At 35.4% G+C, this 13,814-nt stretch carries 11 protein-coding genes; 6 read left to right on the top strand and 5 right to left on the bottom strand.

Annotated features, from left to right (window positions below; genetic code table 11):
• Positions 1-2 precede the first annotated feature (2 nt).
• Both C8N41_RS03335 and C8N41_RS03340 read right to left on the bottom strand, forming a co-directional pair.
• Positions 3-983: a TRAP transporter substrate-binding protein gene (locus tag C8N41_RS03335; protein WP_115838211.1), complete on the bottom strand. Its 981-nt coding sequence runs from the start codon at positions 981-983 to the stop codon at positions 3-5.
• A 23-nt stretch (positions 984-1,006) separates the two neighbouring features.
• Positions 1,007-2,026, bottom strand: a complete 1,020-nt coding sequence (locus C8N41_RS03340; protein WP_115838785.1) for a LacI family DNA-binding transcriptional regulator — start codon at positions 2,024-2,026, stop codon at positions 1,007-1,009.
• A gap of 162 nt (positions 2,027-2,188) precedes the next feature.
• On the opposite strand from C8N41_RS03340, the gene kduI reads away from it, so the two are divergent.
• The 3 genes from kduI to C8N41_RS03355 are packed head-to-tail and all read left to right on the top strand — an operon-like array spanning position 2,189 to position 5,037.
• Positions 2,189-3,031 carry a 5-dehydro-4-deoxy-D-glucuronate isomerase gene (gene kduI, locus C8N41_RS03345; protein ID WP_115838212.1) on the top strand — a complete coding sequence of 281 codons (843 nt, stop codon included), beginning with the start codon at positions 2,189-2,191 and terminating at the stop codon, positions 3,029-3,031.
• A gap of 19 nt (positions 3,032-3,050) precedes the next feature.
• Positions 3,051-3,845 carry a gluconate 5-dehydrogenase gene (locus C8N41_RS03350; protein ID WP_115838213.1) on the top strand — a complete coding sequence of 265 codons (795 nt, stop codon included), beginning with the start codon at positions 3,051-3,053 and terminating at the stop codon, positions 3,843-3,845.
• Between the two features lie 16 nt (positions 3,846-3,861).
• Complete coding sequence (locus C8N41_RS03355) at positions 3,862-5,037, top strand: DUF4861 family protein (protein ID WP_115838214.1); 1,176 nt, start codon at positions 3,862-3,864, stop codon at positions 5,035-5,037.
• A gap of 119 nt (positions 5,038-5,156) precedes the next feature.
• On the opposite strand, the gene C8N41_RS03360 is transcribed toward C8N41_RS03355, so the two are convergent.
• The gene (locus C8N41_RS03360) at positions 5,157-6,023 is read right to left on the bottom strand and encodes an AraC family transcriptional regulator (RefSeq protein ID WP_115838215.1); all 867 of its coding nucleotides are present in this window, start codon (positions 6,021-6,023) and stop codon (positions 5,157-5,159) included.
• A gap of 208 nt (positions 6,024-6,231) precedes the next feature.
• Between C8N41_RS03360 and nqrF the strand changes: the two genes are divergently transcribed.
• Genes nqrF through C8N41_RS03375 form a run of 3 tightly spaced genes read left to right on the top strand, consistent with a single transcriptional unit; the run spans position 6,232 to position 10,267 of the window.
• Positions 6,232-8,565, top strand: a complete 2,334-nt coding sequence (gene nqrF, locus C8N41_RS03365) for an NADH:ubiquinone reductase (Na(+)-transporting) subunit F (protein ID WP_211318180.1) — start codon at positions 6,232-6,234, stop codon at positions 8,563-8,565.
• An 11-nt stretch (positions 8,566-8,576) separates the two neighbouring features.
• Positions 8,577-9,308: a creatininase family protein gene (locus C8N41_RS03370; RefSeq protein ID WP_115838216.1), complete on the top strand. Its 732-nt coding sequence runs from the start codon at positions 8,577-8,579 to the stop codon at positions 9,306-9,308.
• Positions 9,305-10,267, top strand: a complete 963-nt coding sequence (locus tag C8N41_RS03375; protein ID WP_115838217.1) for an aldo/keto reductase — start codon at positions 9,305-9,307, stop codon at positions 10,265-10,267. The genes C8N41_RS03370 and C8N41_RS03375 overlap by 4 nt, the downstream gene beginning before the upstream one ends.
• Positions 10,268-10,409: 142 nt before the next feature.
• On the opposite strand, the gene C8N41_RS03380 is transcribed toward C8N41_RS03375, so the two are convergent.
• Both C8N41_RS03380 and C8N41_RS03385 read right to left on the bottom strand, forming a co-directional pair.
• A complete protein-coding gene (locus C8N41_RS03380) occupies positions 10,410-12,137 on the bottom strand; it encodes a hypothetical protein (RefSeq protein WP_115838218.1) in 1,728 nt (575 codons plus the stop codon).
• Positions 12,138-12,148: 11 nt separating this feature from the next.
• Positions 12,149-13,813: a SusD/RagB family nutrient-binding outer membrane lipoprotein gene (locus C8N41_RS03385; RefSeq protein ID WP_115838219.1), complete on the bottom strand. Its 1,665-nt coding sequence runs from the start codon at positions 13,811-13,813 to the stop codon at positions 12,149-12,151.
• Between the last annotated feature and the right edge of the window lies 1 nt (position 13,814).

Here is a 13,814-nt window from a genome sequence, read left to right on the forward strand (position 1 = left end):
AATTATTGGCTTTCTTGAATTCGCTTAATAAGGCTATACATCTGTGCATCATCTTTATAAGATTCATAAATAGATTCTACCTTATTTTTAAAAATCGTTTTATCTGGTTGAATAACGGTAACTCCCGCTTCTTTTACAGCTTTTAAGGCTTCTAATTCTGCTTTTGCCCATAGCTTTCTTTGGTATGTTACAGAAACATCTACAGCTGATTGTAGCCATTCTTTTTCTTGAGCACTCAAGGTTTCCCACAAATGCGTACTGATAATTAATACATCTGGAATCGTAGTATGCTCATCTAAAGAAAAATACTTACAGACTTCATAATGTCTTGAAAGATAAAATGTCGGAGGATTGTTTTCTGCACCATCTACAACACCTTGCTGTAAAGCGGTATATAATTCTCCTGACGATATTGGAGTAGGAGAGCCTCCAAGACTTGTAACCATGCGCATGGCTGTAACGCTTTCCATAACTCTGATTTTTAAGCCTTCTAAATCTTCTAGAGTTTCAACGGTTTTTTCTTTAGTGTAAAAACTGCGACTTCCAGCATCATAATAGCCTAAACCTTTCAGCCAATATTTTTGTCCACCATCCAATAATTCCTTCCCAATAGCACCATCTAAAACATTAAACGTATGCTCGCGATCTTTAAAAATGAAAGGGAGACCAAACACTTTCATATCTGGTGAAAAATTTTCCATCACTGCTGCAGATACTTTAGTCATATCTAAACTTCCTATTTGAAGCAATTCTAAGCATTGACGCTCTGAGCCCAATTGCTGGTTTGGATATATTTCTAAGGTTAATTTTCCTTCGGAATTTTTGTCGAGCTCTTCACCCATACGTATCATGGCCTTATGTACAGGGTGATTCGTGTCTAATCCGTGAGCTAATTTGATCGTTTTCTCGTCTTGTAATGTTTCACAGGACGTAAAAGTCAAGACTAATAGAAATGAAATAAATATTGGTACAATTGTTTTCATTGAAATCATTTTAATTTAAGCCTTCACTTTTTTGATGATTGACGTTCTATTAAATTCGAATCCATTATGATGGTTTGTGCGTCTAATGCACCATTTTTAGTCGTTATATGTTTCAAAAGCAATTCTGTGGCAGCCTTACCTATTTCAATTCCTGGCTGATTAATCGTGGTTAAAGCAGGATTAATAACTGTAGAAATTGGTTCATTACTAAAGCCAACAATTGCAATATCTTCAGGGATTTTAACACCGTTGTCAGTTAAATATTTCATGGCTCCAATAGCAGCCACATCGTTTGCAGAAAATATACCATCAACGGGATTTGGTAGAGCTAATAATTTCTCAGAATTTTTCCTACCATCTTCTTCCATTAATTTTGATGGAAATACAAGTGCTTCTTCAAAGGGCAAATTATGTTTTGAAAGGGCATGCTTATAACCTTTAAATCGGTTTTTATAAATTTCTAGGTTTTGCGGACCAGAAAAATGAGCGATATGTTTACATCCTTTTAAAATGAGATGTTCTGTCGCCTCAAAACCACCATTAAAATCGTCAATTAATACATTAGAATAATTAGGAATGTCGCAATGTCTATCAAAAAAAACGAGTTGAATGCCTTGCTTTTTTAAGACTTCTAAATGCTTATAGTCTTTAGTTTCCATTGAAATGGACATGAGCACACCGTCAACACGTTGCCCCAAAAGTGTGTTTATAATTTTTTTTTCACGATTGAATTGCTCTAAAGATTGACAAATAATTACCGTGTAGCCCGCTTCATATGCGGTCTCTTCAATACCACTAATTACAGATGAAAAGAAATGACGCGAAATTCTTGGTACAATAACTCCAATGGTATTTGTTTTACTTTTTCTTAAACTAGAGGCTAAATGGTTACGTTGGTAACCCATTTCTGCAGCCTTAGCTAAAACAATATCTTTAGTTTTTTGTATCACTCTTGGGCTATCGTTTAAAGCTCTAGACACGGTTGAGCTATCGAGATTTAAGGCCTTAGCAATATCGTGTATGGTCACCTTATTGTTTTGCATTTGAATACGTTTTGGTAAATAGTTTGCGCCTCCTAGATTACGTAATTTTTTAGCTGTAATCAAGCAATATTATATAACAAATATATGATATTCAAAATACAATCGATTGTATTTTGGATATTTTTATTACTTTTACAAAAATTAACTTAAATATATTTGGCAATGACAACTCACTATCAAACACGATATGCGGCATCACCACAAGACGTGAAAAAATACGATACGAATAGATTAAGAGATGAATTTTTAATTAGTAACGTCATGGAAAATGATGCTATAAATTTAGTTTATTCGCATTATGATAGATTTATAACTGGAGGAGCAGTTCCAGTGAAAAATGAATTAAAACTTGAATCCATAGAGCCCTTAAAAGCAGATTATTTTCTAGAACGACGCGAATTAGGAATTATAAATGTTGGTGGTAAAGGCACTGTTTCTGTTAATGCTGTAGCTTATAATTTAGATTATAAAGAGGCACTATACATAGGTAGAGAGACTAAAGACGTTAGTTTTAGTAGCGACGATGCTACAAATCCGGCAAAATTTTACTTAAACTCTACACCTGCTCACAAAACGTTTCCAACTAAAAAAATTAGTAGAGAAGATGCCGAAGTTGTAGAACTAGGAGCATTAGAAACTGCTAATGCTAGAACGATTAGAAAACTAATTGTAAACAGTGTGGTTGAAACATGTCAAGTACAAATGGGTATGACTGAGTTAAAAACAGGAAGTGTTTGGAATACTATGCCAGCTCATGTACACGATAGACGTATGGAGGTTTATTTTTATTTTGAGGTGCCAGAAGATCAGGCTGTTTGTCATTTTATGGGAGAACCAGAAGAAACAAGACATATCTGGATGGCCAATAACCAAGCTGTAATTTCTCCACCTTGGTCTATACATTCAGGCTCAGGGACGAGTAACTATATTTTCATTTGGGGTATGGCTGGAGAAAATTTAGACTACGGAGATATGGATCACTGTAAGATCAATGAGTTAAAATAATTAATTAAAAACAGTAATTATGTCAATTAACTTATTTGATTTAACAGGGAAAATAGCATTAATAACCGGAGCTACGCATGGTTTAGGAATGGCAATGGCTAAAGGTATTGGAAATGCTGGTGCTAAAATTGTTGTAAACGGAAATTCGTCACAGACAAAATTAGATGAAGCTGTTGCAAATTATAAAGAATCTGGTATTGAGGCCTACGGCTATCTTTTTGATGTTACAGATGAGGTTGCTGTAAAAGAACATATTGAAAAGATTGAAAAAGAAGTTGGTCCCATTGATATTTTAGTCAATAATGCAGGGATTATTAAACGCACTCCATTAGTAGACATGGAGGTGGTTGATTTTAAAGCGGTTGTTGATGTCGATTTAGTCGCTCCTTTTATTGTTTCTAAACATGTTGTGAAAGGAATGATTGAAAGAAAAACTGGCAAAATCATTAACATTTGCTCCATGATGAGCGAGTTGGGTCGAAATTCTGTAGGTGCTTATGCAGCTGCAAAAGGTGGACTTAAAATGCTGACACAAAATATGGCTACAGAATGGGCTAAACACAACATTCAAACTAATGGAATAGGTCCTGGGTATTTTGCCACAAGTCAAACAGAACCTATTAGAGTAGATGGTCATCCTTTTAATGATTTTATTGTTAATAGAACACCATCAGGTAAATGGGGAGATCCGGATGACTTACAAGGTGCGGCTATATTTTTAAGTTCTAGAGCTAGTGATTTTGTTAATGGTCAAGTTGTGTATGTTGATGGAGGAATCCTTGCAACGATTGGGAAGCCAGCCAACGAAGATTAATAAATCTAATATTATTATGAGAATCATAAAAAAACCTATTGCTTTAGTATTGATAGTGCTATTATATGCTTGTGCGCAAGAGAAAAATAGTACCGTTATTAGCGTGAAAAACACATTAGATTTTGAACGCTCTTTTGAGACGGTAGAGATTGATATAACGTCATTAGATGTAGAAAATTCATCAAATATTGGTATAAAAGATGTGAATACAGGTGAGCTTCAAGTGACCCAATTAGTCGATAATGATGGAGATGGCACTATGGATGTCATTTTATTTCAACCTAAAGTGACTTCAAAATCTGTAGCTAAATTTGAGGTGGTGACAATTACCGAAGAAGAACAACCTAAAGCAGCAGATTTGTGTTATTCGCGTTTTGTACCAGAACGAACCGATGATTATACTTGGGAAAATGATAAAGTCGCGTTTCGTGTATATGGACCAACGGCACAACAAATGGTTGAAGATAGTGTTCCAGGAGGTACGCTTTCTAGTGGTGTTGATGCGTGGTTAAAACGAGTTGAATATCCCATTATTAATAAATGGTACAAAAAAGAAACTGAAACAGATGGAAGTTATCATATCGATTCAGGAGAAGGATTAGACGATTTTCATGTTGGTGCTAGTCGTGGAGTAGGTGGTATTGCTGTTAAAGCGGATACGACGTATTATACCGCTAAAAACTTTACCAATTGGCGTACAATAACAACGGGTCCTCTTAGAACTAGTTTTTATTTGGAATATGAAAATTGGGATGTCGGAGGAAACACTATTACAGAATCAAAAGTAATCAGTTTAGATTTAGGTCAGAATTTTTCAAAATTTAATGTGTCATTAGAAGGTGTGAAAAACATTTCAGCTGGTTTAACCTTGCATGAAAAAGATGGTGAAGTTTCTGGTAATAAAGAAGAAGGCTGGGTGAGTTATTGGCAGCCTCATGCCGATTCAGAATTAGGAACTGCTATTATCGCTTCTAAAGATTATTTTAATGATTTTGAGACTTATAATAGTAATATAAAAGACCTTAGTAATGCCTATGCGCATCTTAATGTTAAAGACAATAACGTTATTTATTACGCTGGTTTTGGGTGGAAAAAAAGTGGTCAGTTTACGTCTGAGAAAGCGTGGGAAGACTATATAGCTGCATTTTCAAAATGTGTAAACAACCCTTTGGAAATTAGCTTGAATAAGTAGAGTATTAATCAGATGTCATTAGGAGTTTAAACTTGTTTCATTGAAGATAATTTATTGAAGTATGGTTTAATTTCAGAACATTAAAAAAAACTTAAAGCCATAGTTTTACAACATTAAAGCTATGGCTTTCTTCTAATTTGTCCTGGAGAATATCCCATTTTATTTTTAAATACTTTTGAAAAATAGAATAGCGAATTAAATCCTGTTTTAGCTGAAATTTCCTTTAAAGAAAGCGTGGTATTCACCATAAGTCGTTTCGCATGTTCTAGTCGTTCTTGAATAAGATATTGCTGTAATGAAACACCTGTATTATTTTTAAAAACCGTTCTAAATCTGTTGTAACTTAAGTGATGCTCACTAGCAAGTTTTTTGAAGTCTACTTCAGTATTAAGATTCTCTCTAATAAAATCAATTATTTTTTTACAAAGCTCTTCTTCTCGATTACCAGTTTCTTGGTTTTCATAAGAAATAACATAAGCTACCAACTGTAAAACGATGCCTGCTAAAATTTTTCTAAATCCTGGGCTATTTCTTTTAACTAATTTTATAGATTGATTAAATAAAAATATGAGCTCATCCTGATATCCCATTTGTTTCACATAGGACGTGTTATTAGGAAATAAATCTTTAAGTATTTTATTCGATAAAACCTCACCTCGTATTCCCATCCAATATTCTTCCCATCCTGTGTCTTCATCGGGTTTGTACTTATGCCATTCTCCTGGGTATAATAACATGACATCTCCTGAGTTCACTTCCCATTTACCAGATTTTGTCTCTAGTGTACCCTTTCCTGTAGGCACATACACAAGATAACATCCAGGTAGCGTTCTTCCCATGGCTTGTTGAAAGTCATGTGTATCTGGGTGACCTTCTAATGGGTATTGAGCTCCAGGGTAAATATGTTGATACCCACAAGTAGGCACATAAACACCCCAAACCTCGGCTTCAGGGTCGTCAGCTAAATAGTGAAAAAAACTGTCCATATCTAATCAAATGTAGACATTTTGAACAACAAAACCAACAAAACGTCTATTGTTTGGAATAGGTGATTCCTCTAAGTTTGTAAATCACCCATATTGAATAAAGTGTTTCTCAAGGCGCTATAATCAATTTTCATCGCGTCAATTTAAAAGAGCAAAAATTAACCGTTTGCAAATTTGACATAAGGTATGAAAACAGTAAAAAATTAAAATGATAGATCTAGAACCAAAGGTTGTAATACAAAAAACACATAAAGAAAAGACTTTGGCTCATGAAACGTCTATGTCAAATCCTCAAATTGAATTAGACTATTCATTAACAGGGAAAAATACTGCCAGAGCTATAGAATTAGGACTTGCTGAGGCAGATTGGTACCAAACTCCTGTGCCTCGCAAAACAATGCGAAAATTATTGGTAAGAAAAGATGGACCTGCCATTATGGATACCATACTTTTAGTTGCTATTTTAGTCAGTACTGCGGTAGCTACCATTTTACTTTGGGGAACTTGGTGGGTTATAATTCCTTATCTTATTTATGCTGTATTTTATAGTACAAGTTCAGACTCTAGATGGCATGAGTGTAGCCATGGAACAGCGTTTAAGACCGATTGGATGAATAATGTTGTTTATGAAGTAGCCTCGTTTATGGTGATGAGAGAATCTGTAGTTTGGCGTTGGAGTCATACACGTCATCACAGTGATACTATTATTGTTGGACGCGATCCAGAAATTCAAATACCACGTCCACCAAATATCAAGAATCTTATTTTGTCTCTATTTAATTGGGGAGGTTACAAAACATTCTTTCCAAGTTTAATTCGGCATGCATTTGGAAAAATTACAGCATCCGAAAAAACCTATATTCCAGAAACTGAATTTGGGAAAATATTTAAAATCGCACGTATTTACTTAGCCATATATGCTGTAGTGATTTGTACATCCATAATTTTACAGACTTGGATTCCCATATTTCTATTTGTATTACCTCAAATTTTTGGGACTTGGCTCATGATTGTGCACAACACAACGCAACATGCTGGCTTAGCAGAAAATGTTTTGGATCATCGTTTAAATTGCCGTACCGTTTATATGAATCCAATAAGCAGGTTTATCTATTGGAATATGAACTACCACACAGAGCATCATATGTTTCCGCTTGTGCCTTACCATGCGCTTCCCAAGTTACACGAACTTATAAAAGACGACTGTCCGCCAGTGTATACGTCTATTTACGCCGCTTGGAGTGAAATACTACCTGCCATAAAAAGACAAGTTAAAGAACCTGGTTATTACGTGAAACGTAAATTACCGGAAGCAAAAAGTGTAGCACCAGAAGGATTGGTGAAATCTAATGTATTACCCGATTCTGAAGGTTGGTTAGAGGTTTGTGCAAACAAAGATTTGGAGATTGAAGACATTATTAGATTCGATCATGTAAAGAAAACCTTTGCCCTTTTTAGAGATAACCAAGGCTGTCTATATGCTACAGATGGTATTTGTACACATGGCAATACGCACTTAAGTGAAGGCCTAATTAAAGGTAAAATCATAGAATGTCCAAAACATAATGGACGTTTTAATATCGAAGATGGCTCTCCTGCTCGTGCTCCTATTTGTCAAGGATTGGCAACTTATCCCATTGAAACTCGAAATGATAAAATCTGGCTTAATATTGAAAAGGCAGGTGGAGCAGGAGCGCGCAAGAAAAAAAGCTATGATTTAAAAGTAATTAGTAACCAAAATGTTTCAACATTTATAAAGGAACTTATTCTTGAACCTATAAATACGAATGAAAAAATAGAATTTGTGCCTGGAGATTATATGCAAATTAACATTCCAGAATATAATAAAATACCATTCAATCAATTTGATATTCCAGAGCCTTATGCTGCCGTTTGGAATCATCAAAGAATGTTTGATTTAAGTTGTAGTAATACAGAGGTTGGTCGTGTCAATAATTATTCATTAGCCAATAACGGACTTAAAGAACACACACTTAAATTTAATGTTCGTATAGCAACTCCTCCACCTGGTCAAGATTGTCCTCCAGGCATTGGTTCTAGTTATATTTTTAATCTAAAACCAGGTGATCGTGTAACAGCTATTGGTAGTTTTGGGGATTTTCATATAAAACCGACACAGAGAGAAATGGTTTATATTGGAGGTGGAGCTGGTATGGCGCCAATCCGTTCTCATATTGCTCATCTATTCGAAAATGAATCTACCCATAGAAAAGTGAGTTACTGGTATGGAGCACGCTCTAAACAAGAAATTTTTTACGATGATTATTTCAAAAGTATTCAAGATAGACATACTAATTTCAATTTTCAAATAGCACTTTCTGAGCCATTAAAAGACGATAAATGGGAAGGACAAACGGGTTTTATTCATCAAGTCGTTTTTGACAATTATTTAAAAACGCATCCTAATCCAAAAGCTATAGAGTTTTATCTATGTGGTCCACCAAAGATGATTAAGGCCTGTACCAAAATGTTGACGCAATTAGGGGTGACAAGTCATCAAATTGCTTTTGATGAGTTTTAATACTGAACGATATGAACATTGTTAATGAAACAATAAATACAGCTTCTAAATGGGGACTATACGACCAAATGCGACCTCAGGAAATTGAAGCGATTCAAAAGAAAACACCTATCGCTTATTTGCCTTGGGGAGCCATTGAATATCATGGAAGTCATAATCCTACTGGTCTTGATAGCATAAAAGCGTTCAGTATGTGCAAAGACTTAGCAGAAAAAAATGGAGGTCTTGTTTTTCCTGTTGTTAGTTTGGCTGCTAATTTAATTAAATCCTATCCTGGTGTCAACTTCCCTAAGCATTCTATTGAATTTTCAGAGAACCTCATTAGGCTTGCTTGTGAAGAATATTTAGAACAACTGGTTATACAAGGTTTTAAAATTATTGTTTTATTATCTGGACATGCTGGTGAACCTCATTTCACCATTTTAAAAACTGTAGCAGAAACGTTTAATAATAAATATCCAGATAGGAGATTTTGGGCATTGGCAGAATTCGATATTTTACCAGATGATGTATTGGTCGCTAACCATTCGGCTATAGGTGAAACATCTTTACAATTATACTACGCATCTGAAACGGTAGATTTAGAGACCTTACCAAAGGATAGGTCAATTACCCTAGAACTAGATGCTGTTTCTGGTGAAGATCCACGATTATCAACCAAAGCGCTAGGTGAAAAGATTGTAAAATTATTTTTAAGAAATGCATCTTTAATTATAGAAGAGTTAAAACGAAAATATTTATGAAGTATAGAAAATTAGGAAGAACAGGTATAGAAATTAGTGAAATCAGTTTAGGTACTTGGGCTTTTGGTAATAAAGTTTATGGTGGTGTTGATGAACAAGATGGGATAAATACCATTCATGCAGGTATTGATATGGGTATAAATATTTTTGATACAGCACCTCAATATGGTACTCCAGAACAAGATGGTGTTGCCGAAATAGTTCTAGGAAAGGCACTAAAAGGCAAACGTGATAAGGTGCATATCTCTACAAAATTTGGACGAAATCCGACTATTAAAAATGGAGCATCTCAATTCTATAAATCGCGTATTGTAGACTCTGTAGAAGAGAGTTTAAAACGGTTACAAACCGACTATATAGATGTGCTATTTTTTCATTCCCCTTTTTCTCCTGAAGAAATCAATGATGATGTTTGGGAAGGAATTGAACACGTTAAAAAACAGGGTAAAGTACGTTTTATTGGGCATTCTATTTCCATGTTTCATCAGACCGAAAATATGGCACGTCAATGGGCAAAAGAAAGTAAAATAGACGTTATTCAAGTGGTATTGAGTTTAATGAATAAAGAAGCTCAGCAATTAATTGAAGAATTACAAACATACCCTATAGGAGTCTTTGGGAGAGAATGTTTGGCTAACGGGTTTTTATCAGGAGCTATTACAAAAGATACAAGATTTGCAGAAGGTACATTGAATGCACGTTATTCGCGTGAAGACATTGCAGAGCGCGTTGATCAAGTAGAGGCTTTTAAGTTTTTATTGAGAGATGACGTTAAAAATATGCCACAGGCAGCATTACGTTGGGTTTTAGATCAAAAAGGGATTTCAACAGTTTTATCAGGGGCCAAAAATATAAGTGAGTTAAAAGGTGCAGTCTCTGCCTCAGAAGCGAAGCCATTTACAGAAACTGAATTAAAACTGGCCAAAGATGTATTGAAAAAAGATTTTGAACCTGCATAAAATCGGCTCATTTATCTAGTAAAACATTAAATTAATGTTTTACTAGAAAGCATATAATTTAAAAACCTCCATTACAAATTTATAAATCTGTAATGGAGGTTTTTTAGTAAATTACTCAAGTGATGAGCGTCGTTTACGGCTTTTACTCATCTTCTAAAGTTACTGTTAGAATAGGAGCGGTTGCCCCTGATTCAGCACTGTCAAATTGTAGATGTGCCCAAAGTGGCATGTCATTTCTGTTAGCACCAATTCTAAGAAACATAAATTCTCCAGCACTTGCGCCATTATCATATTGGTCGTTCATAAAGGATGCTAAGTCTATCCCTGATGGATCGTCCATAACATATTCTCCAAGAGCATCTCCATCTGTAATAAATCCTTGTTGAATTGCAGTAGCATTTGCATCGGTGTCATAATCTCCTGCAAAATAGTCTGTCGAAAGAACTTCGGAAGTTGACCTAGATGCTATAGCATATATATCGTATTCGACAACCTCCCATGAATTATTATTAATGACATTGACCTTTAATACGGCTGATTTTACTCGTTTGCCCTCAGGTATTTCCGGTAAAGCAAATGGTATCACTCCAACGACCTGATCATCGCCTCCTATGCCTGTGGCAACATGCCCACCAAATAACTGAGTCCATGTAGCATCCACAGAGCCTCCACTCCAAATGGTAGCATCTCCTATGTCCGCAGTTACATCGAAGGCTGCATTTGGATCCACAATCTCAATCGTGAAAGTTAACTCAGAGGACTCTACGCCATTGGTCGCAACTATGGTAATATCGTAAATGCCTAAATCACATCCTCCACAATTCGTATAAGGATCAAAAGTTATAACGCCTGAGCCAAAGCCGTTATCCACAAAGTTTGCGAATTGTGGTAAATCGTTGGCTTCCATAGTAATATTACCACCTAAAGGATCCACAGCTTCAATTTCTACGTCTAGAACGGCTCCTTCCGCTAATACAACATCATCCACAGCTAGAAAAACTGGAGCTTGATTTTGTGTTAGTGTCGTGATTTCCATATTTAAAACTCTATGCGTTCCAGGATCATCCAAATTAAAATTACCAGCGACCATAGACCAATAATCTTGGTGTGTAATTTTACGCCTAAATTTATAGTTTTCGCCAATTTGAACAACCTCTCCACCTTGCTCATTCGCGTATATATCATAAGTCATTGTAACAGCATCAACATCCATTTTTACATGATATGTTACGCCTGCATGATATTCTAGCTCGTTATCTGCTGCGTATCCAGTATCATCATAAGCATCTATTTTTCCTGAAGGATTTAATCTTACAATGCATGAGTTATCTGAATACGTTGTTGCGATACCATCTAAAATACCAACAACACCATCCATGATGTCTTTACTAGGAATCATATCAAACTCAACAGTAAATGTACCTGTTTGAGTGCCTTGCGGAATCGGAATAGATTGCCATTCGTTAATTCTACTCGTATAACCATCGAGATTACCTCTAAAATTAAAGACTACTGTTTTTTCATATCCGGAAGGTCGGGTCGCAATAAAATTAACCCTTTTGGACTCTTCTTCGGTAGGAGCGTAAGTATAGTTTAAGTCATTACTTAATACTTCACCAGTTTCATCGTCCACCCATTGTACCATGGTGTCTTCACTAGGTGATACTTGTAGGTTTAAGTCTAATGTTTCTCCTATTAAAACATCATAACCCTCCCATGCAATACCGGTTATATTATCTCCTTCACCCCAAAAATAAACGGTTAAATCCGTGTCAGATAGTGTTGGGTTTTTTACATCGTCTTGACTGCAAGATGATGTAAGAAGTAATAAAAGACTAAAAATATAGGCACTATAATTCTTTATTTTCATAATCTGTTTTTTTATAAATCAACTCCTCTTGTTAAACTATTATCCCACCAAACAGGTGCTCCCCAAAAATTCACACCATTATCCAAATGTGCTTCTAAATTGTCGCGATTAAAATTCATTTCACTATTAGGATATGGTAATTTTCTAGGAATTAAACCATTTAGTGTTTGGTCCGTATAAGGGTTGTCAGTTGTTGGTTTAAGTACAGGGAAACCTGATCTTCTCCAGTTTGCGAAGCCCTCTATACCGTTATAAAAGTTATTAATATAATGTTGCATGTTTATAGCCTCCATTTTATCTGAAGTATTGTTCCATAAATTTTCAGCATAAACATCTGAATTGATATCTAAATTAGGTTCAGCACCTAATATTGTTACTAGTTCATCAATGTTAGCAAAAATGGCATTTTTATAATGGGTTTTAGCATCACCACCAAAATTACTCCAACCTCTCTGTGCTGCTTCTGCCAGCCAAAGTTCTACTTCAGAATAGGATTGGTATATTGATGGCAAATCTATACGTGTTAAGTCTCTTCTTACTTGAAGTGATTTAAAATATTTATCAATTTGAACGGTTCTTCCATTTTTTTCAACAAAGCGTGGAGACCAAACATCGGCCGGTGCATCTTCAGCGGCTTCAAATAAGAAGTATCCAGGTGGATAGCCTTCAATAACTCCGTAAGTTGCTAAATATTCATCTGTAATCTCTACACTTGTTTCTGTTGAAGATTTAGAATTATAACGTGATGTGGCATCTTCTTGGTAAGCAGCGTACATTCCGAACATCATTAAGAGTCTAGGGTCATCGTTGTCTCGCAAGTACGAGATATAGGTCTCACAGGCCACCATTATTTCCTCTGAAAAATTTTGGACTTGTGAAAATCCATTTCCTCTTATTTCTGAGGCACCACTTGTACTCACCGTAAAATCGCCATGTTCTACTTTTGCAGCGTCATCAACATTTTCCATTACACCGTCTTCAATGGCTAATACGGCTTCTGTTTCAGCTTTAGACAAATTAACATTGACTAATCTCATGGCATATCTTAACCTTAAAGAATTTGCAAATTTTCTCCATCTTTCAACATCACCATTATACATTAAATCACCTTCTAAAGCTTTAGAGTCATCTAATTGAGCGGCAGCTTCTTTCAATTCCTTAAAGAAATCATTATAAATATCTTCTTGATTATCATAAGCTGGATGTAAATTATCCTCTTCTGCTTGTGCACCAGCTTCAAAATATGGTAAATCGCCATAGGTGTCTGTGAGTTGAGCGAAAATCATGACTTTTAATATTCTTGCTACGGCTTCATAATTTACAAGTTCTGGATTCTGTTCAGCTTCTTGAATAGCGTATGTTAAATCACTGATTTCACGGTAAGAGCTTTTCCACATATACTCCATATAGCTTATATCGAGCTTGTAAGTTTGCCCATGTGATACCGTCCACCCGTCTGAAATCATTTGCGTAATAGACATGTGATACGCAGCTAGAGACCTCCATTGCGTTTCTCGATCTCCAGAGTAACTTGTTTGTACTTTAGAAATTAAGGTTTTAGGATTGGCAATTGTTGAGGTTGTTGGATCAACATTTAAGTCGTTAAAATCTTCGCAACTAGTGGTTAGTGTTAAAGTAGACACTAGTAATATTAATATCTTTATACTTGTCTTCATT

It is taken from the genome of Winogradskyella sediminis (assembly GCF_003387355.1).
Lineage (GTDB): Bacteria > Bacteroidota > Bacteroidia > Flavobacteriales > Flavobacteriaceae > Winogradskyella > Winogradskyella sediminis.

Bases quoted from the DNA above. Each gene is read 5' to 3' on its own strand.
- nqrF (WP_211318180.1), top strand. From the start codon at position 6,232: ATGATAGATCTAGAACCAAAGGTTGTAATACAAAAAACACATAAAGAA.
- kduI (WP_115838212.1), top strand. From the start codon at position 2,189: ATGACAACTCACTATCAAACACGATATGCGGCATCACCACAAGACGTG.
- C8N41_RS03340 (WP_115838785.1), bottom strand. From the start codon at position 2,026: ATGCAAAACAATAAGGTGACCATACACGATATTGCTAAGGCCTTAAAT.
- C8N41_RS03380 (WP_115838218.1), bottom strand. From the start codon at position 12,137: ATGAAAATAAAGAATTATAGTGCCTATATTTTTAGTCTTTTATTACTT.
- C8N41_RS03375 (WP_115838217.1), top strand. From the start codon at position 9,305: ATGAAGTATAGAAAATTAGGAAGAACAGGTATAGAAATTAGTGAAATC.
- C8N41_RS03360 (WP_115838215.1), bottom strand. From the start codon at position 6,023: ATGGACAGTTTTTTTCACTATTTAGCTGACGACCCTGAAGCCGAGGTT.
- C8N41_RS03335 (WP_115838211.1), bottom strand. From the start codon at position 983: ATGAAAACAATTGTACCAATATTTATTTCATTTCTATTAGTCTTGACT.
- C8N41_RS03370 (WP_115838216.1), top strand. From the start codon at position 8,577: ATGAACATTGTTAATGAAACAATAAATACAGCTTCTAAATGGGGACTA.
- C8N41_RS03355 (WP_115838214.1), top strand. From the start codon at position 3,862: ATGAGAATCATAAAAAAACCTATTGCTTTAGTATTGATAGTGCTATTA.
- C8N41_RS03385 (WP_115838219.1), bottom strand. From the start codon at position 13,813: ATGAAGACAAGTATAAAGATATTAATATTACTAGTGTCTACTTTAACA.
- C8N41_RS03350 (WP_115838213.1), top strand. From the start codon at position 3,051: ATGTCAATTAACTTATTTGATTTAACAGGGAAAATAGCATTAATAACC.